The organism is Streptomyces sp. NPDC026589 (genome assembly GCF_040638385.1).
Lineage (GTDB): Bacteria > Actinomycetota > Actinomycetes > Streptomycetales > Streptomycetaceae > Streptomyces.
Genome location: NZ_JBEZYG010000011.1, coordinates 43,541 through 62,681, shown reverse-complemented (window position 1 = coordinate 62,681; position 19,141 = coordinate 43,541). Strand labels below are relative to the sequence as shown.

Below are 19,141 nucleotides of genomic sequence, written 5' to 3'. Positions count from 1 at the left end.
GCGGACGCGCCGACGCGCCTCGCAACGGGCCCACCACTGTGATGTCGAGAACCTCTGCTGCCACGCCTGTTGGACACGCTGCCCCCCGTCAGGGTTGTACGCGTACGGCGTCACGTTCGACGCTGTGCGACATGCCCTCATACGTACCTGCTCTTCCCCAAATGCCCCGTCATAGCGTCTGGCCACGCAAGAAGTGACCGCATAGACGCAGCCCGACCAAGATGCGGTTGCAGAGGGCCGGGAGATCATCGTCGGATACGACAACGTCCCAGCTCAAGAGGTTCAGACCAGCAAATTACTCATAGGGCGTTCACAGATCCTACAAAACAGGTTCGATCATGCCCGGGGGAATTCGGCGGCGACCGATTCGGCGATCTGCGCCACGTTCAAAGCCGCACCTTTTCGGAGGTTGTCACCGCAAAGGAACATTTCCAGGGCATGCGGATCGTCCATCGAACGCCGGACGCGGCCCACCCAGGTGGGGTCGGTGCCCACCACATCGGACGGGGTCGGGAAATCTCCGGACGCCGGGCTGTCGAAGAGGACCACGCCGGGGGCGGTCGCCAGGATCTCGTGCGCCTTGCCCACGGCGACCTCGTTCTCGAAGCGGGCGTGGACGGACATCGAGTGCGTGGCGATCACGGGAACGTACACACAGGTCGCGGTGGCCTTCAGGTCCGGCAGGCCCAGCACCTTGCGGCACTCCTCGCGGATGGCGATCTCCTCGGAGGACCAGCCGTCGCCGGCGTCCGTACCCGCCCAGGGCACGACGTTCAGGGCGACGGGTGCGGCGAACGGGCTCCTCGCCGCCTCCGCGCTGTCCCCCAGGGCCCGGCGTACGTCCCCGGGCTGGGTGCCCAGCTCCGTGCCGGCCACCAGCGCCAGCTGCTCGCGCAGGGCGGCGACGCCGTCCCGGCCGGCGCCGCTGACGGCCTGGTAGGAGGAGACGATCAGCTCGCGCAGTCCGTACTCGGCGTGCAGGGCGCCGATCGCGACGATCAGCGACAGCGTGGTGCAGTTCGGGGACGCGACGATGCCGCGCGGCCGGAGCCGGGCGGCATGGGAGTTGATCTCCGGGACGACCAGCGGCACGTCGTCGTCGAGCCGGAAGGCGGCCGAGTCGTCGATGACGACGACGCCCTTGGCGGCGGCGATCGGGGCCCAGCGGGCGGACACCTCGTCCGGCACCAGGAAGAGGGCCACGTCGATGCCGTCGAACACGTCCTCGGCGAGCGCGAGGACCTCGATCTCCTCACCGCGCACGGCCAGCTTGCGGCCGGCCGAGCGCGGTGAGGCGACGAGTCTGACCTCGCCCCAGACGTCCGCGTGCTGCGAGAGGATCCGGAGCATGACACCGCCGATCGCCCCGGTCGCGCCGACGACCGCGAGCGAAGGGCGGTGTCCGGTCATCGGCCGGTGCCTCCGTAGACGACGGCCTCGTCGGAGTCGCTGTCGAGACCGAAGGCGGAGTGCACCGCGCGCACGGCCTCGTTGACGTCGTCGGCCCGGGTGACCACCGAGATGCGGATCTCGGATGTCGAGATCAGCTCGATGTTCACGCCCGCGTCGGCCAGCGCCTCGAAGAATCCGGCCGTGACGCCCGGGTTGGTCTTCATGCCGGCGCCGACCAGGGAGATCTTCGCGATCTGGTCGTCGTAGCGGAGCGAGTCGAAGCCGATGGAGCTCCTGGTCCGCTCCAGGGCGTCGATGGCCTTGCGGCCCTCGGCCTTGGGCAGGGTGAAGGAGATGTCCGTCAGGCCGGTCGACGCGGCGGAGACGTTCTGCACCACCATGTCGATGTTGACCTCGGCGTTCGCGATGGCGCGGAAGATCGCCGCCGCCTCGCCGGGCTTGTCCGGGACGCCGACGACGGTGACCTTGGCCTCCGAGACGTCATGGGCGACTCCGGAGATGATCGCGTGCTCCACCTGCTGGTCCCCTTGCGGCTCGTTGCTGACCCAGGTGCCGCGCAGTCCGGAGAAGGACGAGCGGACGTGGATCGGGATGTTGTAACGGCGTGCGTACTCGACGCAGCGGTGCAGCAGCACCTTGGAGCCGGACGCGGCCAGCTCCAGCATGTCCTCGAAGGAGATCCAGTCGATCTTCTTCGCCTTCTTCACGACCCGGGGGTCCGCGGTGAAGACGCCGTCGACGTCGGTGTAGATCTCACAGACCTCGGCGTCCAGCGCGGCGGCCAGCGCGACGGCGGTCGTGTCCGACCCGCCGCGGCCGAGGGTCGTGATGTTCTTGCCCTCCTGGCTCACGCCCTGGAACCCGGCGACGATGGCGATGTTGCCCTCGTCGATCGAGGTCCGGATGCGGCCCGGCGTGACGTCGATGATGCGCGCTTTGTTGTGGACCGAGTCGGTGATGACACCGGCCTGGCTGCCCGTGAACGACTGGGCCTCGTGGCCCAGGTTTTTGATCGCCATCGCCAGCAGGGCCATGGAGATCCGCTCGCCGGCGGTCAGCAGCATGTCGAATTCACGGCCGGTAGGCATCGGAGACACCTGCTCGGCGAGGTCTATCAACTCGTCCGTCGTGTCGCCCATCGCGGACACCACGACAACCACCTGGTTGCCGTTCTTCTTGGCGTCGACGACTCGCTTGGCGACCCGCTTGATGCCCTCGGCATCGGCTACGGAGGAGCCTCCGTACTTCTGCACGACAAGGCCCACGTGCGCTCCTCGCTCAGTCATTACTGCGGTCGGCTCAGTTTAACGAGCAGCACGGAATAGACCCGTCCATATCGGATGGTGAGATGTCCCGCTCACCACCCGGTACGGCGTGTCGCTCCGAACCGCTCGTACGGGGCTGTTGCCCACCCAGCCCGGCAGCACTCCCGTTTGTGTCCCAGCCCACACGATCCGTACGGAAAGCGCGAGCCGGGACACCTCACGCTACGGCAGCCGCTGTATCTCCGACTCGGTCAGCACACCCTCGAAGGCGTACACGCCGTCCACCACGCCCTTGAGCTGCTCGCCCCAGCCGTCGGCGGTGCGGCCCCGGCCGAGCTGGAGCCCGCCGGTGCTCTTCCAGGCGGCGTCGAAGTCGGCCGTGCCGCCCTCCGTGTACTTCACCCCGTCGAGGTAGAAGGACACCTGGTTCCGCGAGGCGTCGTGGACGACGGTCACCCGGTAACCCACTCCGTTGTCCCCGTCGGGCCGCTCGATCCTGCGGAGCACGGTCTCCGGCGCACCCGGTCCGTCGGCGTGCGCCAGCACCAGGTCCCAGCTGGAGTTCTCCGGGTCGAAGCGCACCTTGAACGCGTCGCCGTGCTCCCCGCCCTGGGAGATCGCCGTCATCGGCCCCGCCGGGGCGTCGTCGGTGAGCCGGACGCGGGCGCTGACGGTGTAGCTCCCGGAGGTGTCGACGACGGGCGCGTCCGTGGCCGCGTGGCCCGAGACGCCGTCGAGGCGGAGGTGCCCGTCGCCCTCCAGCGGCCAGTCCTGAACGCAGTCCGGGTCGAAGACGTCGCAGGGATGGTCGAGGCGGAAGATCGAGGCGCCCGCACCCAGTTTCACGGGTGCGCCCCCGCCCGTCTCCGGGGCGAGGCCGTCGGGCGCGGTGTCCAGCGCCCAGTGGCCGACCCGCCGCGCGGCACGGGTGGCCAGGGCCGTCAGCTCCTCCGGCACCACGATCCGGTCGTACGCCCGTACGTCACCGATCTCGCCCTGCCAACGGTCCCGGTAGCCCTGCGCCCCGCGCGCCCGGCCGATCTGGAAGTCGCCCTCGCCCGCCACGGGGACGGCGGCCGTCTCCTCGCCGGCCGCGCGGCCGTTCACGTAGAGCCGGGCCGTGCCGGTTCCGGCGTCGTACTGGCCGAGCACGTACGCCCAGTCGCCGGCCTCGGGCAGCCCGCCCGTGACCCGTGCGCCGCCGACGGAGAAGGACCAGGCGGGCCCGGAGCCCGCCCGGGTCAGCCCCAGGGTGAACGCGCGCCCCGTGCCCGCGTCCTGCGAGAGGACCGTACGGGTGCCGTCGACGCGCGCCGGCCGCACCCAGCCGCCCACCGCGAAGTCCTTCGCGGTGTCGACGACGACCGGGGCGCCCGGGGTCAGGAAGCCGTGGCCCGATCCGTCGAGCGAGGCGGTGGCGGTGAGCGGGGTGCCGGAGGGCGCGGGCGCGCCGAACGCGACCCCCGCACCGGCCCGGGCCGCCGTGCCCGACTCGGCGGCGGCCGAACGGGAACCCGTCGCGTCGGCGAGCTTCCACCGGGCCACGGGCGCGGGCCCCTCCCCGGTCAGGAAGGAGTAGTCGGTGCGCGGGCCACGGTTGCCCGCGCGGTCCTGCGCCTGCACGGAGAGGACCTGGCGGCCGGACTTCTCCGGCACGAAGCTGATCTCGGCCGAACCGTCGGGCCGGACGTCGGCCATGCGCGGCAGCTCACCGTTGAAGGCGTAGGCGAATCCGACGATGTCCCCGGCCTGCGCCGTGAAGCGGAAGGTTCCCCGGACCCCGGCGCCGGGCGTCCACGTGTTGTCGTCCGGATAGTCGGAGGAGGTGACGACCGGGACGTCGGGGTGGGTGCGGTCGTACACGAACTCGCAGGGCGCGCCCGGCCCTTCGCTGCTCCAGGCGGAGACACCCGCGTCGTTGACGGCCCGCACCCGCCAGGACACGACGGTCTCGTCGGGGATGGTGTCCGGCAGCTGCCAGCTGAACGGAGCGGTGTCGAGCAGCGTGCTGGTGGTCGTGGTCACGCGCTCCTCGACGCCGCCCTCGCCCTGCCACCACGCCTCGAACTCGCCCCGGACCTTGCTCGCTTCACCGGGCTGCCCGCCGCCCGGCCCGTACAGCCGCGCCGTCAGCCGCGGCACGGACCCCACGTACGGCCGTTTCTCGCCGGATACGCACGCCGAGTTCTCCGTCGCCAGATCGGCGATCCGCGGCTGCTTCGGCGGGAGCCCGGCACCCGCCGCCAGTACGGTGCCCGGCGTCGCCAGCACCGTCCCGGCGGCGATCGCGGCCGCTACGGCCGCCCGTCTCGCTCGTCCCTGTCCCGTACGTCCTGTCATGCGCGTCCCCTCCCCGGTTCTGCCCTTGAAGATCGGAGATCAAGAGCTGAGCGAGGTTAGCAACCGGACGCGCCACCGCCACCGGTATATCCGTACGCGGAACGACCGGCTCAGCCCGCCGCCAGCGTCTCCACGTCGCAGACCTGGGCTTCTGCGCGGCGGCGATGCGCCGGACCCCGTCAGACCCCGTCGAGGCCGACGGCGTACATGGCGGTCACCGGGGAGTCCGTCGGCGGGGACAGCGCCTCGCGGGTGAAAGCACCAGCACTGATCTCCGGCAGGCCGGTCCCATCCCCGTACACGATCGACGCCTTCAGTCGGTGTACTCCTTGAGCTTCTCGGTGTCGAGCGTGAAGCCGACCGGCTCGGGCAGCTCGACGAGCGCGCCGAAGGGCCGGGTGGTGGCGGAGCGGTACGCGCCCTTCTCCGGCTCGGTGAAGACGGTGACCGAGCACGCCTCGCGGTCGACGAGCAGGTAGACCGGAATGCCGGCCGCCGCGTAGCCGTCGGGCTTCTCGACCCGGTCACGCCGGTTGGTGTCGGCGTCGCGGGAGGTGACCTCCACGGTCATCAGTACGCCGGTGGGGGGCCGCCCACTCCCCCGCCCCGGCGAAGTGTTCGTCGGGCGCGAGGACGCCGTCGGGGCGGGCGCGGCCCTTGCGGTACGTCTCGACGGCGAGGCCACAGGCCGGGTAGAGCCACAGGTCCGCCCGGTGCTCCAGACACCGCTTCATCAGCCACATCACGATCTGTCCGTGCGTTCCGTCGGCCGGAGGCTTCGTCCGCGCCTTCCCGCCGATGAACTCCAGACGCACCAGCTCCGGCGCGCGACGGGACAGCTCCTCGAACTCCTCCACGGACATCTCGGGCTCACCCCGCGCGCGCCCGTTCACCTGCGCGACCTCGGGGCCGGGAGGACCGGACGGACGGTGGCCGAGCGGAGTTCGGCCATGCGGGCGGCGACGTCGACCTCGGCGCGCGGGCGGGCCAGGAAGGTGTCGGGCACGTCGCCGGTCAGGCCGGCCGCCTCGTCGCGGGCGACCTGGGCACGGCAGTCGGAGCACACGCCGTGGTCCAGCGTGGTCGTCGTCTCGTCCTCGTCGCAGAAGAGGCACATCATCACCATGCCCACGATCTGCTCGCTCGGGTGGTCGTTCTCCGGCCGGGGTGCGGGGCTGGGCGGCATCTTGGTCTCCAGTCGTTTACGGAGGAGGGGTCCGGCGGAGTGCACGGACGCCGGCAGGCCCGAGGTCAGGGCCTGGGTGATCTGTTCGCGGCCGACGCCGCGCGCCAGCCACTCCCCGACCAGGTGTTCCAGCTGCACGCAGTCGCCCTCGGAGAGCTGGAGCCGGGGCTCGCGGCGGCCGAGCCCGGCGAGGACGTCGTACGCCTCCGAGCGCGGCGCGCGGACGCCGGGCTCGGGCTCCCCGGCCGCTGCGGCGGCAGCGGGGGCCGGGGGCCGGTCGACGGCAGCGGGGGCCGGGGGCCGGTCGACGGCAGCGGGGGCCGGGGGCTGGCCGGGCGCGTCCAGGCCCCGGACGAACCGCACATGGGCGGCCCACCAGGCGGCGTCGCGGGCGGTCCGGGAGAAGTACGTACGCGTCACCCAGCGCATCTGGCCGTCGGCCACGGTGACATGGACCCTGATGCGCCGCAGATGCCCGGCCCGGGTCAGCCGGTCGAGCGCGCTGCGGCACGCCTGCTGCCCGAAGTCCGGCAGCTCCTCGGCGAGCACTTTGTAGCCGATCGCCGCGCCTTCGGGGAGCCGGTCGACATACGCGGCGATGGCCGCCTCACGCGGCTCCAGACCGGCGAAGTCGTCGGCGCGGGGCGGGGCTTGGTCGGGGGCGTGACGCTTTCCGTACCCGGCTTTCGCCATGGGGTGGGCGGGTGCGCGCAGGGCGGCACTAAGGTTGGCGGCAGCCATGGGGATCGTCTTTCTAAGGGGATCGATCTCTTACGGTCAGACCCCGGTCGGTGTTGGTAGCACCACCGGGGTTGTCCGTTTTACGGATAGTGGGTTGCTGATCGTGAACCTAGAGCGTGCGTACGCTCCGGCGCAACCCGGTCACCAACCGTCACTTCTGGTCGAATTCGCGCAGCCCACAGGGCGGTTCGAAACCTGGTCAGGGATCGGGGAGGGAGGGTGGGTGGGTTGAACCCAACCACCCATACCTACAGAGAGAGCTCGAAGCCCGGTGCTCGGGGCTCGGGGCTTGAGCCTCGGGCGGACCTGCGGGATCGCGGTATCGCACCGCGCCCTGTCCGGTTCAGCCGAAGATGGCGCCCTCGCGATCAACCCGCTCGCCGCCGCCCGCTACGTCGCGGTCATGGTGCCTCCCCCAGCCCCAGCGGCGCCGGGATGAGCGGCTCATCGTTCAGAGCCCGGCAATCCTGGCCGCGATCCCACCACAGCCGGCGGTCCGGGGCCAGCCTGGTGCGGCACTAGATTCGCCGCGTGACCGAGCCTTCTTACCTGTCCGAGGTCCGGGAGTCGTACGACACCGTGGCCAACGCCTACGCCGCCCTCGTCAAGCCCCCATCAGAGCTGGACCCGTTGTCACGCTCGATGCTGACCGCGTTCGCCGAACTCGTGCAGGCATCTGGCCGAGGACCGGTCGCGGACCTGGGGTGCGGCCCGGGCAAAGTGACGGCGCACCTCGCCGGGCTCGGGGTGTCGCCGATCGGCATCGACGTGTCCCCGAAGATGATCGAACTGGCGCGCACCGCCTTTCCGGACCTGCCTTTCTCCGTGGGATCCATCACCGCCCTGGAGTTCGCGGACGACGCACTCGGCGGCATCCTGGCCTTCTACTCCACCCATCACACGCCTCTCGAGCTGCTGCCGCTCGTGTTCGCCGAGTTCCACCGCACCCTGGCACCCGGTGGACATCTGCTCCTCGTGGGCCACGTCGGTTCCGGTGAGCACCGTCGTCCTACACAGGCCTACGGCGGCCTTCCCGTGTCCTTCGAGTCCTACCGCCTGCCTCCGGGCCGACTTGCGCAGTTGCTGCACGGGGCCGGGTTCACCATCGACGCTCAACTGGTGCAGGAGCCCGACGAAAAGCTGACATGGAAGATCGCCAGCTTCCTTGCCCACAAGCCGGCCTCCCAGAAGGCCGGCTCGACTTCTTAACCTCCTGAGATCGCCAGGCCACACCCTTGCGCAGGACGTAGATGGTGCCGGCCAGCAGGACGACTGCCTGGCAGAGTCCCCGCAAGTCGGCTGGCGTTCCCAGCCACAAGGATGGTCCGTCAGTGCCCCATGGGGAACCGGAAGACCGTCGACTCCCTGGCCGTGAAACCCAGCCGCTCGTACATCCGGTTCGCCGCCTCACGGTCCGGACGAGACGTGAGGTCCACTGTCCGTGCTCCCGCATCACGAGCCAACCCCAAAGCATGCCGAGTCAGTGCCCCTGCCACTCCCTGGCCGCGTGCCGAACGGTCGACAACCACATCCTCCACCCGAGCCCGAAGCCCAGATGGAAGGGGGAACAGCAGCAGCGTCAGCGTCCCGACGATTTCGCCCGCTACACGCGCCACCAACACGATGTTGGAGTCGCACCGCACCAACCGTCCAACAGCTTCATAGTCCAGAGGCTTCGCAGTCGTCGACAGTTGCGGCAACAGGCGGCCGAACGCATCCACAACTTCCTGGCTGGGCTGCTGAACGACTTCCACTCCGACACTCATGGGCGAGAGCCTATCGATAACCTCCGGCGCTATCCGGGGACAAGTGACCGGACATGGCGTCCTCGCGGAGGGCGTCGACAGGGATCTCAGGACGCCGGCCCGCCGTCTCCGTCGCGGTCGCGGCGTACGTCCTCCCGGATGCGCTCCGCCATCAGGTCGGCGAGCGGATCCCTCACGTCCCAGGAGTGCGCGGCGGGGTGCCGGTCGTACAGCACGCAGGCGTCTCCGTCCTTGACGGACAGCCGGTGGATGACGGCCGGGCACGGCAGCAGTTCCGCGAAGCGGAACTTCCGCCGCCCGTCGCCGTCGGTCCAGAACATCCACAGATCCCGCCCGGACGGAGCCGAGGCCGACCAGAGCTGGGCCGCGTGCTCGGCCCCCTCCTCGTGCTCGCCGAGCTCACAGAGCAGGAACTCATCCAGATCGGGCGCTTCCGACGCCTGCCCCGGCCCCTCCGCCAGGCCCATGAGCGCGACCCGCGCACCCATCTCGGGGAGTTCACTGAAGGCGGTGCACTGCAACACGACGCTCATCCTTACCGGAGAGAAGAGAGAGGGACAGATACAGAGACAGAGGCACGCGCGGGGGCGGGGGCGGGGGCCAGGGGGCGCATGACCAGCCCGTACCAGGACGCGGTGTCCCGGGCGACGAACTCGTACGGCAATCCCTCCGCGAGCCGCCCCAGCGCGTAGTCGTGCTCACGGACACTGCCCGCCCAGGACCGGAGTTCGGCCGGCGCGTCACGCCGGCCCCCCACGGGAGCCAGGTACAGCGCACGGGCCGGTACCCAGGGCACGTACGGGTCCGGATCGAGCGCGTCCGCGAAACGCCGGGCCTGCCGCCGCAGCCAACACAGCGCCAGCCGCCGCGTCGGCGCGAGAACCCCGCCCAGCCGGACAGTCCTCACCGCGTCACCACCGTGACTCTCGGCGACATACCAACACCCCCGCACCTGGACCGCGTTCACAGCACCTCACCCCGACTGCGGGCATTCAGCCGCGCCGTCCTGGCCCGAAGCTGCTCTATCAGGAGCGCCGGCCGGACACGGTGAGGCTCCGCCTCCCACTCCGCCCCACCACCCACCGGCCGCAACGACCAGTAAGGGCCGGCCACCCCACGGAACTCCCCCACCCGGTCACCACGACCGGCGTCCACCACGAACGTTCCAAGGGCCGGAGGGTCAGAAGGCTCCTGCGCATTCGGACAAGCGTTCTCGCCATACACCTATCGCTCCTCTCTGTAGCCAATTGACTACCGGGGCGATTCAGCGTGACCTACGGTCGACATGTCTTCAACTTACGCAAACTGACAGGCAAGTTAGGTGTCGCATGGTGAACCGGAAGGAACTGGATCCCGAGCGGTCGGCGAACGCCGCGTTCGGAGCACTTCTCCGCAGCTTGCGGGACGAGCGCGGCTTGACACAGGACGAGCTCGGCGCCCTCATGAGGTGCTCGGGGGCGCATATTTCCGCCGTGGAAACTGGCAGACGGTCTCCAACTGACGCCTTTGCGGCAAAGGCTGACAGGGCGCTGGGCACAGGTGACCGCCTACAGCGTCAGAGCCGGGCCGTCAGGTACACGGCACTGTTGGAGGGATTCCCGGCGTACGTGAAGCACGAGGAGCGCGCGGCGGAGATCCGGCTGTACGAGGTCGGAGTCATCCCGGGGTTGCTCCAGACACCGGAGTACGCGGCCACGCTGGAGGCCGACGCCGTACGCAGGGAAGCGATCACTCAGGAACAGGCCGATGAGCGTGTCGCGTTGGTGGCACAGCGGCAGGCCGCACTCGTGCGCTCCCCGACCCCCTTGTTGTTCGCGGTCCTGGACGAGGGGTGCCTTCTCCGGCCGATGGGTGGTCCGGCGGTCATGGCAGCTCAATTCGACCGGCTGCTGGCCTTCGCCGAGCAGCCGAACACCGTGCTTCAGATCGCCCCGTTCCAGATGGGGGAGCGTCGACCGTTCAGTCTGCCGATCACCCTCCTGACCATGCCCGACCGCTCGCTGATGTCGTACGCCGAGTCCGCCCAGCACGGGTATCTGGAACGCAACAACACACTCGTCCTCCCCCTGTTGACGGCCTACCATCAACTACAGGCAGAGGCGCTGTCGCAAGCGGCTTCCGTAGCCATGATCAGAAAGTTACGAAAGGGCATCCAGTGACGACCGAAACCCCCCGTTGGTTCACGTCCTCGTACAGCGGTAACGGCGGCCAGTGCGTCGAGGTCGCCACCAACCTCGCCACCCCGCACGGCATCGTCCCCGTCCGCGACTCCAAGAACGTCAGCGGCCCGGCCCTGACCATCCCCGCCACCGCGTTCACCGCGTTCGTCACGGGCGTCCGAGCCGGGGACTTCGGCACCGCCTGAGCCACCCGAGCAGACAGCCCCACTGTGCCCGCACGGTGGGGCTTCGCCATGCACGGGGCCCGTTCAGCCCGCCGTCAGCGTCTCCACGTCGAAGACCTGGGTGTTCTGCGCGGCGGCGATACGCCAGAGCCCGTCGTCCTTGGCGAGTACGTACGTCGGGGTGCCGGGGACCGCCTCCGGGTGGGCGGCCATCAGCTCGGAGGGGTCCTCCTGGCCGTGGAATATCTCGTCCAGGAATCGGCCTCCGTCCCGGGTGGCCGGGCGCTGGCGGATCTTGACGGCGGCGATGTCGGGGCGGATGAAGAGGACCAGGTCGACCGTGTACGTGGCGGTCACCGGGGAGTCCGCCTGCGGGGGCAGCACCTTGCGGGTGAAGGCGCTGATCTCCGGCAGGCCGGTCAGCCGCTTGCCGTGGGCCGTGGTCCAGATGGCGTCCGCGCGGAAGCCGTCGAGGAAGGCGTCGGGCAGCGCGTTCTGCTGGGCGTGCTGCACGCCGGCGACGAACGCGACGATGGCGTCCACGTCCTCCTGCGGGGCGGGCACTCCGATGACGGTGGGCGTGGTGGCGGTGGGCGTGGCGCTCATGAGGAATCTCCTTGCGGGGCGCGGCCGTTGCGTCGGCCGTTCACCAGGAGCCTCGGCCCTCAAGCGCGGTTGAGGTCAAGTGGCGGAGGTCCCGGCCAACCGGCTTGATCTCAAGGCTGGTTGAGGTTCTAGCGTTCCCGTCATCGAGCAAGCCATGACCGGACAGAGGAGCGCTCAGCGATGATTTTGGTGACCGGTGCGACCGGGAATGTCGGCAGCGAACTGGTACGGCAGTTGTCCGTGGACGGGCGTGGGGCCGGCGTCCGGGCGCTGACCCGGGACGCGGCACGGGCCGGGGCCGCGTTGCCCGACGAGGTCGAGGTGGCGGAAGGCGATCTGGGAAGGGCCGAGTCGCTGACGTCCGCACTGGGCGGGGTGCGTTCGCTGTTCCTGGTCTCGGGCGTCGGCGACGACGCCCGAGTGCTCGACGCCGCCCGGGACGCGGGGGTCGAGCACGTGGTGCTGGTCTCCTCCATCACCGTCATGACCCATCCGCACCTCGGCCCGGCGCGGGCGAATCTCGCCGTCGAACACCGGCTGCGGGAGAGCGGGATGGAGTGGACCGTCCTGAGGCCGACGCAGTTCGCCTCCAACACCCTCTGGTGGGCGCGGTCCGTGCGCGACGAGTCCGTGGTGCGCGTGCCGTACGCGGACGTCGGGCTGCCGACCGTCCACCCCGCCGACATCGCCTCGGTGGCCCGTGCGGCGCTGACCGTGCCTGATGGTCACCGGGGGCGGACCTACCCGCTCACCGGGCCGGAGCTGATCAGCCCGCGGCAGCAGGCCGACGAGCTGGGGCGGGTGCTGGGCCGGGAGGTGGCCTGCGTCGGAATCACCCGGGACGAGGCGTACGCGCCGATGGCCGCGATGATGGGGGCCGAGGTCGCGGACAGCGTCCTCGACCTGATGGGCGGCGACGTCAACGACGCGCTGCTGGCCGTCCACGACACCGTGGACCGGGTCACCGGCTCGCCCGCCCGCCCCTACCGCCGCTGGGCCGAGGAAAACGCCGACGCGTTCCGGTGACCGCCCGCACGTTCCGGTGGGACAGCTGGTGGCTACTTCACCGGGCGCAGGCCCAGCGGTCCCGCGATCTCCTCCAGCATCACGCGGCCCGCCTCCTCGGCGAGGTCCTCCTCGCCCGGGTCCTGGTCGATGTCCAGGCCGTCCAGCTCCTCCAGGGGCTGGCCGAGGCGGATGTGGGCCACCAGGGACTGGAGGGCGCGGAGGGTGGCGGAGGCGGTGGAGCCCCAGTTGGAGAAGTACGAGAACTGCCACCACCACAGCGCCTCGGCGGTGCGCTCGGCGTCGTAGTGCGCGAGGCCGTGGCCGAGGTCGGTGACCAGGTCGGCCAGGTCGTCGGAGATCCGGTGCGGGACCGGGGCCTTGCGGGGCTCGTAGGGGTCGAAGACCTCGGAGTAGACGTCGATCGGCTCCAGCAGCACCGCGAACCGCTCGCGCAGGCCGTCCGCGTCCGGCTCGGGGCCGAGGTCCGGTTCGTACCTCTCGTCGGGCAGGACGTCCTCGTACGCGCCGAGGCGGCCGCCCGCGAGCAGGAGCTGCGAGACCTGGAGGAGCAGGACCGGGACGGCCTCTTCCGGCTCGTCGACCTTGGACACCTCGGTGACCGCGACGATGAACGTCTTGATCTGGTCCGCGATCTGGACGGCGAAGTCGCCCGGGTCCTGCGTGACGGAGTTCAGCGTGGCGTCAGACATCGAGGGGACCTCCCGTGGGCGCGGTCACAGACGGTGAAGCGGACGACGAAGGGGACAACGAAGGGGATGACGAAAGGGATGACGAAAACGAAGCGGGCAGCGGAGTTGACTGCGGTACGTGACGGGGGCGTACGGCGGTGGTGTCAGACATCCAGCAGCCGCCTCCCCTCGAAGGCACGGCCCAGGGTGACCTCGTCGGCGTACTCCAGGTCGCCGCCGACCGGCAGGCCGCTGGCCAGCCGGGTCACTCTGAGGCCCATCGGCTTGACCATCCGCGCCAGGTACGTCGCGGTGGCCTCGCCCTCCAGATTGGGGTCGGTCGCGAGGATCAGCTCCGTGATGGAGCCGTCCGCGAGCCGCGCCAGCAGCTCGCGGATGCGCAGGTCGTCCGGGCCCACGCCCTCGATGGGGCTGATCGCCCCGCCCAGGACGTGGTAGCGGCCCCGGAACTCACGCGTCCGCTCGATCGCCACGACGTCCTTGGGCTCCTCGACCACACAGATGACGCTCCGGTCGCGGCGCGCGTCCCGGCAGATCCCGCACTGCTCCTGCTGCGCGACATTGCCGCACACCTCGCAGAACCGGACCTTGTCCTTGACCTCCAGGAGGGAGTGCGCGAGCCGTCGTACGTCCGTGGGCTCGGCCTGAAGGATGTGGAAGGCGATCCGCTGCGCGCTCTTGGGACCGACGCCGGGCAGCCTGCCCAGTTCGTCGATGAGGTCCTGAACAACGCCTTCGTACAACGGAACGCCTTTCTTTGCTTTCTGCTCCGTACCGTAGTGGGTACGGGTCGGTACCAGTAGGCCTCGCGGGCCTGGCTCCGTCCGGTCCGGTCAGAACGGTCAGAGCGGTTGGCCCGGTGGGCCCGGTCCGGTCAGAACGGCAGGCCGGGGATGCCGCCCCCGCCGCCCAGGCCCTGGGCCAGCGGGCCGAGCTTCTCCTGCTGGAGCGCCTGCGCGTTCTCGTTGGCCGCCTGGACGGCCGCGACGACGAGGTCGGCGAGCGTCTCGGTGTCCTCCGGGTCCACCGCCTTGGGGTCGATCACCAGGGCTCGGAGCTCGCCGGAGCCGGTCACGGTGGCCTTCACGAGACCGCCGCCCGCCTGTCCGTCGACCTCGGTCCTGGCCAGTTCCTCCTGGGCCGCCGCGAGATCCTGCTGCATCTTCTGGGCCTGCTGGAGCAACTGCTGCATATTGGGCTGACCACCACCGGGAATCACGGTCACTCCTGGCATTTCGACGACAAATGTTTCGGTAAGCCGAGCCTACGTGCTCCCCGGTCACCGCGCTCCACCCGCCAGGGACCAACTCTTTCGGGTGAGATTCAGGAAGCGGCGTGAGTGCTCCTATACCTGACCAGCGGCCGTACGCAGGCCGGAATCCCGCGATTCCGACCCCACGGCCCACCATTCGGCGGTAGGAAGGGCATGCGCATCGACACACGAGCGTGCATGTGCGATGACGCAGAGTTACCCCGCAGGGGGGTCGTCGGTCGCGCGGCCCGCCCCGCCCTCTCCGGGCCGGTCGGGTCCGGTTCGGGGAAGCCCTACGCGTCCGTCCCGTCCGTCAGAGTGCAGAGGAGTGCCCCGGTGAGTCAGCCGGAGATGCAGCCCGAGGGGCCGCCCCGCAAGGAGTCCGATGCGGGATCCGGTGAAAACGGAGTTGAGCATTCCGATTCCGGCCCGGGCAGGGGACGCCCCGCCGGGGGCGATCTGACCGGGCGCCCGTTCCCCCTCGGCGACTGGGGCGAGCCGGCCGAGCGGCTCGACGAGCTCTACCGCTGGGTCGAGACCGGGGCGCTGGACACGGCCGACTGGTATCTCAACGACCGGGTCTGGAAGCGCCGGGCCGCCAGGGCCCTGCGGATGGGCGCCGCCGCCGGGGTGGTCGCCGGGGCCGCCCTGCCGCTGCTCGACCTGACCGGCACCCTGAGCGGCTCGGCGGGCTGGGGCTATCTGTCCCTGCTGCTGGGGGCCGCGTGCATGGCCTGCGACCGGTACTTCGGTCTCACCTCCGGGTGGATAAGAGACCTCGCCACGGCCCAGGCCGTGCAGCGGCGGCTCCAGGTGCTCCAGTTCGACTGGGCCTCGGAGTGCGTACGGGAGATGCTCGGGCCGACCGAGGGCACGGCCAGCGAGGCGGCCGATCGGTGCCTGGGGGTGCTGCGGAGGTTCTCCGAGGACGTCACCGAGCTGGTGCGGTCGGAGACGGCGGACTGGATGGTGGAGTTCCGGGCGGGGCCCGCGCCGATGGGCATGCAGGCCCTGGCGACGGGGAGCGCCGGGGGGCGCGGCGAGTCGGCGGCGCCGGGGCGGTTCTCGATGCCGTCGGTGGCGGCGCGGCCGAACATGCCGCGGCAGCGGCCGCCGGAGTCGCCGCCGCGGTGAGGAGTCCGGGGCGGGGCCGGGGGCCGAGGGCGGGGTGAGGCTTGGGGGGGCGCTGCCCCCGGGCCCCCGGTCCTCCATCGCCGGACGGGCTTGATTCTGGCCTCCCGGTCCGGTGGCCTAGCTGAAGATGATCATTGAGCCCTGGGCCAGGCTGCGGGTCGCAGCCGCGTGGAGGCCGAGCCAGACGTGGCGTTCCCGGGCGAACGGGCTGTCGTCGTCGTAGGGGACCGGGTCCGCCGGTTCCTCCAGGGCCGTGGGGCCGGAGGGCGGTCGCGGGGCGGCCGGCGGGTTGGCCGGGTCGATGCCGATGGACGGGGCGACGAACTCCAGCTCGCGCAGCAGCCCGTGCGCGGAGCCCAGCGGTCCGCCGCCCGCCAGGAGCGCGTCGTCGGACAGGGGGGCCGGGAAGTCCACCGGGACGTACGCCCCGGCGTGGTCGTAGTGCCACACCAGATGCGACTGCTGCGCGGCCTGCTCGAACATTTCGAGGAGCTGCTCGTAGTCGCCGTCGAGACCCGCGACGGGTGTGACGGCCAGGCCGCTCAACTGGAGCAGGTAGGCGCGGCGCAGGAAGTGCAGGGCGTCGTAGTCGAAGCCGGCCACGGGGGCGACTTCCCCGTTGAGGCCCGGCATGTAGGCGTAGACGGGGACGGGCGGCAGCCCGGCGTCGTTCAGCGCCTTGTCGTAGACGGCGATCTCTTCGGCGAACGGATTGTCGGCGCTGTGGCACAGCACATCGACGAGGGGGACCAGCCACAGGTCACAGGCCACGAAGTCTCGCTCTCCAACGTGTTCGGGCGATCGTCGGAACAGCGTAATGCGGGGCGATCCTCACGCACAGTGCCCCGGGGTCTTCGGAGACTCCCCGGAGACCTCGGGCTCCCCGGGCTCCCCGGGCTCCCCGGGCTCCCCGGGCTCCCCGGGCTCCCCGGGCGTCTCGGGCGTCTCGGACTCCGGAGGGCCCGGCGGTCCGGGGGCGTCTCCCCCGACCGCCTGCGCGTCCAGCCGGTCCGCCCAGGCGAGCGAGTGCGCGTAGTAGGAGTGCATGGCGGCGTGGACCTGCTCGTGGTCGCCCCGGGCGATGGCCTCGACCAGGTCCTCGTGGCCGAACCACAGCACGTCCTCGTCCATGCCGTCGCGGCGCAGCCGGTGCACGGCGAACACCCAGGCCTGCACGCGGAGCCGGGTGAGGAAATCGGAGACGTACGGGTTGAGGACGAACTGCCCCAGCTCCCGCCAGAACCGCAGGTCGTACCCGATCAGTACGTCGAGGTCGCCGCCCTTCGCCGCGCGGACCGCCTCCGCCGCCCGGCGGCGGATCGAGGCGAGCCCCTCGGGCCGGACCGCGACCCGCTCGGCGGGGTTGCGGAAGAGGCCCTCGACGACGAGGGCGCGGGCCTCGGCCATCGCGCGGAAGTCGGCGACGGTGAATTCGCGCACCTGGAAGCCGCGGTGCTGGTCGGAGGCGAGGAGCCCCTGTGCGGAGAGGTCGAAGAGCGCCTCACGGACGGGTGTCGCGGAGACCCCGTACTGCTCGGCGATCTGCTTGACAGTGAACTCCCGGCCCGGCGGAAGACGCCCTGCCAGCACCTCGTCACGCAGCGCGTCGGCGATCTGCTGGCGCAGGGTGTTGCGCGTCACGCCTCCGCTCGGACTCATACCGGCCCCCATCCGTCCGTCTGCCCCTGCCCGTCCCCTGCCCCCGTACACCGACCGTTCCGGCGTCGGCCGTTCCCGGCCTTGGCCGTTTCCGGCGGGGGTCATTTCTGGTTCGGGTCACCTTAAGCCAGAGCCGCCGCCGTGCCCGATTCCGGGCACGGCGGGGGTGCGCACAGGGTCGATCGCGTACGGAGCCGAACAGTCCGGTTACCCGGCGTGCGGGCCGGGAGGCGGTTACGCGCCCTGCACCGTGTACGTGTCGGCGACGGAGAGAGCGACGTCCAGGGCCGCCAGCCCTTCCTTGGCCTCGGCCTCGGAGACGTTGCAGGCGGGGACGGCATGGGTCCGGTTCATGTTGATGAACGGCCACAGTCCCTGCTTCTTCGCCGCCGCGCCGAAGGCCGCCATGGGGGCGTTGGCCTCGCCCGAGGCGTTGTACGGGACGAGCGGCTCGCGGGTCTCCCGGTCGCGGACCAGGTCCAGCGCCCAGAACGCGCCGAGGCCGCGCACCTCGCCCACCGAGGGGTGGCGTTCGGCGAGTTCGCGCAGGCCGGGGCCGAGGACCTTCTCGCCGATCCGGGCCGCGTGCTCGACGACCTTCTCGTCCTCCATCACGCCGATGGTGGCGACGGCGGCGGCGCAGGCCAGCGGGTGTCCGGAGTAGGTGAGGCCGCCGGGGTAGGGGCGGGTCTCGAAGGTCGCGGCGATCTCGGCGTTGATGGCGACGCCGCCCAGCGGTACGTAACCGGAGTTGACGCCCTTGGCGAAGGTCAGCAGGTCCGGCACGACGTCGAAGTGGTCGGCGGCGAACCAGGCACCGGTGCGGCCGAATCCGGCCATCACCTCGTCGAGCACGAAGACGATCCCGTACCGGTCGCAGATCTCGCGGACGCCCGCCAGATAGCCCGGCGGCGGGGTCATGATGCCCGCCGTGCCCGGGATGGTCTCCAGGATGATCGCGGCGATGGTGGCCGGGCCCTCGAAGGCGAGGGTGTCCTCCAGGTGCTGGAGGGCGCGGGCGCACTCCTCGGCCTCGTTCGCCGCGTGGAACGGGGAGCGGTAGAGGAACGGGGCCCAGAAGCGGACGACGCCCGCCGAGCCGTTGTCGGAGGGCCAGCGGCGCGGGTCCCCGGTGAGATTGATCGCGGTGGAGGTGCCCCCGTGGTACGAGCGGTAGGCGGAGAGCACCTTCGTGCGGCCGGTGTGCAGCCGGGCCATGCGGATGGCGTTCTCGACGGCCTCGGCCCCGCCGTTGGTGAAGAAGATCTTGTCCAGGTCGCCCGGGGTGCGCTCGGCGATGAGGCGTGCGGCCTCGGAGCGCGCCTCGATCGCGAACGCGGGCGCGAAGGTGGCGAGCTTGCCCGCCTGCTCCTGGATCGCGGCGATCACGGTGGGGTGCTGGTAGCCGATGTTGGTGTAGACGAGCCCGCTGGTGAAGTCCAGGTAGCGGTTGCCGTCGTAGTCCCAGAAGTAGGACCCCTCGGCGCCGGCGACGGCGAGCGGGTCGATGAGGCCCTGGGCGGACCAGGAGTGGAACACGTGCGCGCGGTCCGCGGCCTTCACGGCCGCACCGGCCGCGGGGTCGGCGGACGGGGCATGAGGGGCATGAGGGGTCATGCGGCGAGCGTAGGCGCTGATGGGGGCCGCCTCCATGGCCACCTTGTACGGCCTGGGGCGGATGGATCGGCAGGGTGTCGGGTCCGGGGGCGGTGGGGGG

Annotated in this window: 21 protein-coding genes and 1 pseudogene; 5 read left to right on the top strand and 17 right to left on the bottom strand. The window is 70.9% G+C overall.

The features are described from left to right. Positions 1–336: 336 nt before the first annotated feature. From AB0F29_RS20120 to AB0F29_RS20095, 6 genes and pseudogenes are all read right to left on the bottom strand, one after another. Positions 337–1,410: an aspartate-semialdehyde dehydrogenase gene (locus tag AB0F29_RS20120; protein ID WP_361873797.1), complete on the bottom strand. Its 1,074-nt coding sequence runs from the start codon at positions 1,408–1,410 to the stop codon at positions 337–339. Then, the gene (locus AB0F29_RS20115; RefSeq protein WP_018958893.1) at positions 1,407–2,678 is read right to left on the bottom strand and encodes an aspartate kinase; all 1,272 of its coding nucleotides are present in this window, start codon (positions 2,676–2,678) and stop codon (positions 1,407–1,409) included. The genes AB0F29_RS20120 and AB0F29_RS20115 overlap by 4 nt, the downstream gene beginning before the upstream one ends. A gap of 222 nt (positions 2,679–2,900) precedes the next feature. After that, positions 2,901–5,018 (bottom strand): LamG domain-containing protein, encoded by a 2,118-nt coding sequence (locus AB0F29_RS20110; RefSeq protein WP_361873795.1) that lies wholly within the window; start codon positions 5,016–5,018, stop codon positions 2,901–2,903. Positions 5,019–5,197: 179 nt separating this feature from the next. Further along, on the bottom strand, positions 5,198–5,320 hold the full coding sequence (locus AB0F29_RS20105) for a hypothetical protein (RefSeq protein ID WP_361873793.1): 123 nt from the start codon (positions 5,318–5,320) through the stop codon (positions 5,198–5,200). Positions 5,321–5,331: 11 nt separating this feature from the next. Next, positions 5,332–5,881: pseudogene (locus AB0F29_RS20100) on the bottom strand (Uma2 family endonuclease). A 26-nt stretch (positions 5,882–5,907) separates the two neighbouring features. Continuing rightward, positions 5,908–6,897 (bottom strand): hypothetical protein, encoded by a 990-nt coding sequence (locus AB0F29_RS20095; protein ID WP_361874095.1) that lies wholly within the window; start codon positions 6,895–6,897, stop codon positions 5,908–5,910. 579 nt (positions 6,898–7,476) lie between these two features. Here AB0F29_RS20095 and AB0F29_RS20090 point away from each other — a divergent pair. Continuing rightward, positions 7,477–8,154: a class I SAM-dependent methyltransferase gene (locus AB0F29_RS20090; RefSeq protein WP_361873791.1), complete on the top strand. Its 678-nt coding sequence runs from the start codon at positions 7,477–7,479 to the stop codon at positions 8,152–8,154. 119 nt (positions 8,155–8,273) lie between these two features. Here the strand turns inward: AB0F29_RS20090 and AB0F29_RS20085 are convergent, their stop codons facing one another. The 4 genes from AB0F29_RS20085 to AB0F29_RS20070 all read right to left on the bottom strand — a co-directional run bounded on the left by AB0F29_RS20085 (position 8,274) and on the right by AB0F29_RS20070 (position 9,935). Then, a complete protein-coding gene (locus AB0F29_RS20085) occupies positions 8,274–8,711 on the bottom strand; it encodes a GNAT family N-acetyltransferase (RefSeq protein ID WP_361873789.1) in 438 nt (145 codons plus the stop codon). 86 nt (positions 8,712–8,797) lie between these two features. After that, complete coding sequence (locus tag AB0F29_RS20080) at positions 8,798–9,235, bottom strand: hypothetical protein (RefSeq protein ID WP_361873787.1); 438 nt, start codon at positions 9,233–9,235, stop codon at positions 8,798–8,800. 11 nt (positions 9,236–9,246) lie between these two features. Next, the gene (locus AB0F29_RS20075) at positions 9,247–9,678 is read right to left on the bottom strand and encodes a hypothetical protein (protein ID WP_361873785.1); all 432 of its coding nucleotides are present in this window, start codon (positions 9,676–9,678) and stop codon (positions 9,247–9,249) included. Next, positions 9,675–9,935: a hypothetical protein gene (locus AB0F29_RS20070; protein ID WP_361873784.1), complete on the bottom strand. Its 261-nt coding sequence runs from the start codon at positions 9,933–9,935 to the stop codon at positions 9,675–9,677. The genes AB0F29_RS20075 and AB0F29_RS20070 overlap by 4 nt, the downstream gene beginning before the upstream one ends. A 104-nt stretch (positions 9,936–10,039) precedes the next feature. On the opposite strand from AB0F29_RS20070, the gene AB0F29_RS20065 reads away from it, so the two are divergent. Then, positions 10,040–10,870, top strand: coding sequence for a helix-turn-helix transcriptional regulator (locus AB0F29_RS20065; protein WP_361873782.1), 831 nt, complete (start codon positions 10,040–10,042; stop codon positions 10,868–10,870). Continuing rightward, entirely contained in the window at positions 10,867–11,076 is a 210-nt protein-coding gene (locus AB0F29_RS20060; RefSeq protein ID WP_361873780.1) for a DUF397 domain-containing protein, read from the top strand. Before AB0F29_RS20065 ends, AB0F29_RS20060 begins: the two co-directional genes overlap by 4 nt. 63 nt (positions 11,077–11,139) lie before the next feature. On the opposite strand, the gene AB0F29_RS20055 is transcribed toward AB0F29_RS20060, so the two are convergent. Continuing rightward, on the bottom strand, positions 11,140–11,661 hold the full coding sequence (locus AB0F29_RS20055; RefSeq protein ID WP_361873779.1) for an SgcJ/EcaC family oxidoreductase: 522 nt from the start codon (positions 11,659–11,661) through the stop codon (positions 11,140–11,142). Positions 11,662–11,841: 180 nt separating this feature from the next. On the opposite strand from AB0F29_RS20055, the gene AB0F29_RS20050 reads away from it, so the two are divergent. Further along, on the top strand, positions 11,842–12,687 hold the full coding sequence (locus AB0F29_RS20050; protein WP_361873777.1) for an NAD(P)H-binding protein: 846 nt from the start codon (positions 11,842–11,844) through the stop codon (positions 12,685–12,687). A 32-nt stretch (positions 12,688–12,719) separates the two neighbouring features. On the opposite strand, the gene AB0F29_RS20045 is transcribed toward AB0F29_RS20050, so the two are convergent. The 3 genes from AB0F29_RS20045 to AB0F29_RS20035 all read right to left on the bottom strand — a co-directional run bounded on the left by AB0F29_RS20045 (position 12,720) and on the right by AB0F29_RS20035 (position 14,598). Continuing rightward, positions 12,720–13,379: a DUF5063 domain-containing protein gene (locus tag AB0F29_RS20045; RefSeq protein WP_361873775.1), complete on the bottom strand. Its 660-nt coding sequence runs from the start codon at positions 13,377–13,379 to the stop codon at positions 12,720–12,722. Positions 13,380–13,522: 143 nt separating this feature from the next. Then, positions 13,523–14,122 carry a recombination mediator RecR gene (gene recR / locus AB0F29_RS20040; protein ID WP_018961762.1) on the bottom strand — a complete coding sequence of 200 codons (600 nt, stop codon included), beginning with the start codon at positions 14,120–14,122 and terminating at the stop codon, positions 13,523–13,525. Between the two features lie 131 nt (positions 14,123–14,253). After that, the gene (locus AB0F29_RS20035; protein ID WP_003967515.1) at positions 14,254–14,598 is read right to left on the bottom strand and encodes a YbaB/EbfC family nucleoid-associated protein; all 345 of its coding nucleotides are present in this window, start codon (positions 14,596–14,598) and stop codon (positions 14,254–14,256) included. A 369-nt stretch (positions 14,599–14,967) separates the two neighbouring features. Here AB0F29_RS20035 and AB0F29_RS20030 point away from each other — a divergent pair, with 369 nt between their 5' ends. Next, a complete protein-coding gene (locus tag AB0F29_RS20030) occupies positions 14,968–15,765 on the top strand; it encodes an SLATT domain-containing protein (protein WP_361873773.1) in 798 nt (265 codons plus the stop codon). Positions 15,766–15,882: 117 nt separating this feature from the next. On the opposite strand, the gene AB0F29_RS20025 is transcribed toward AB0F29_RS20030, so the two are convergent. The 3 genes from AB0F29_RS20025 to AB0F29_RS20015 all read right to left on the bottom strand — a co-directional run bounded on the left by AB0F29_RS20025 (position 15,883) and on the right by AB0F29_RS20015 (position 19,041). Beyond that, positions 15,883–16,536, bottom strand: a complete 654-nt coding sequence (locus tag AB0F29_RS20025) for a hypothetical protein (RefSeq protein ID WP_361873771.1) — start codon at positions 16,534–16,536, stop codon at positions 15,883–15,885. 60 nt (positions 16,537–16,596) lie between these two features. After that, positions 16,597–17,424: a GntR family transcriptional regulator gene (locus AB0F29_RS20020; RefSeq protein ID WP_361873769.1), complete on the bottom strand. Its 828-nt coding sequence runs from the start codon at positions 17,422–17,424 to the stop codon at positions 16,597–16,599. Between the two features lie 234 nt (positions 17,425–17,658). After that, positions 17,659–19,041: an aspartate aminotransferase family protein gene (locus AB0F29_RS20015; RefSeq protein ID WP_361873768.1), complete on the bottom strand. Its 1,383-nt coding sequence runs from the start codon at positions 19,039–19,041 to the stop codon at positions 17,659–17,661. Positions 19,042–19,141: the final 100 nt, after the last annotated feature.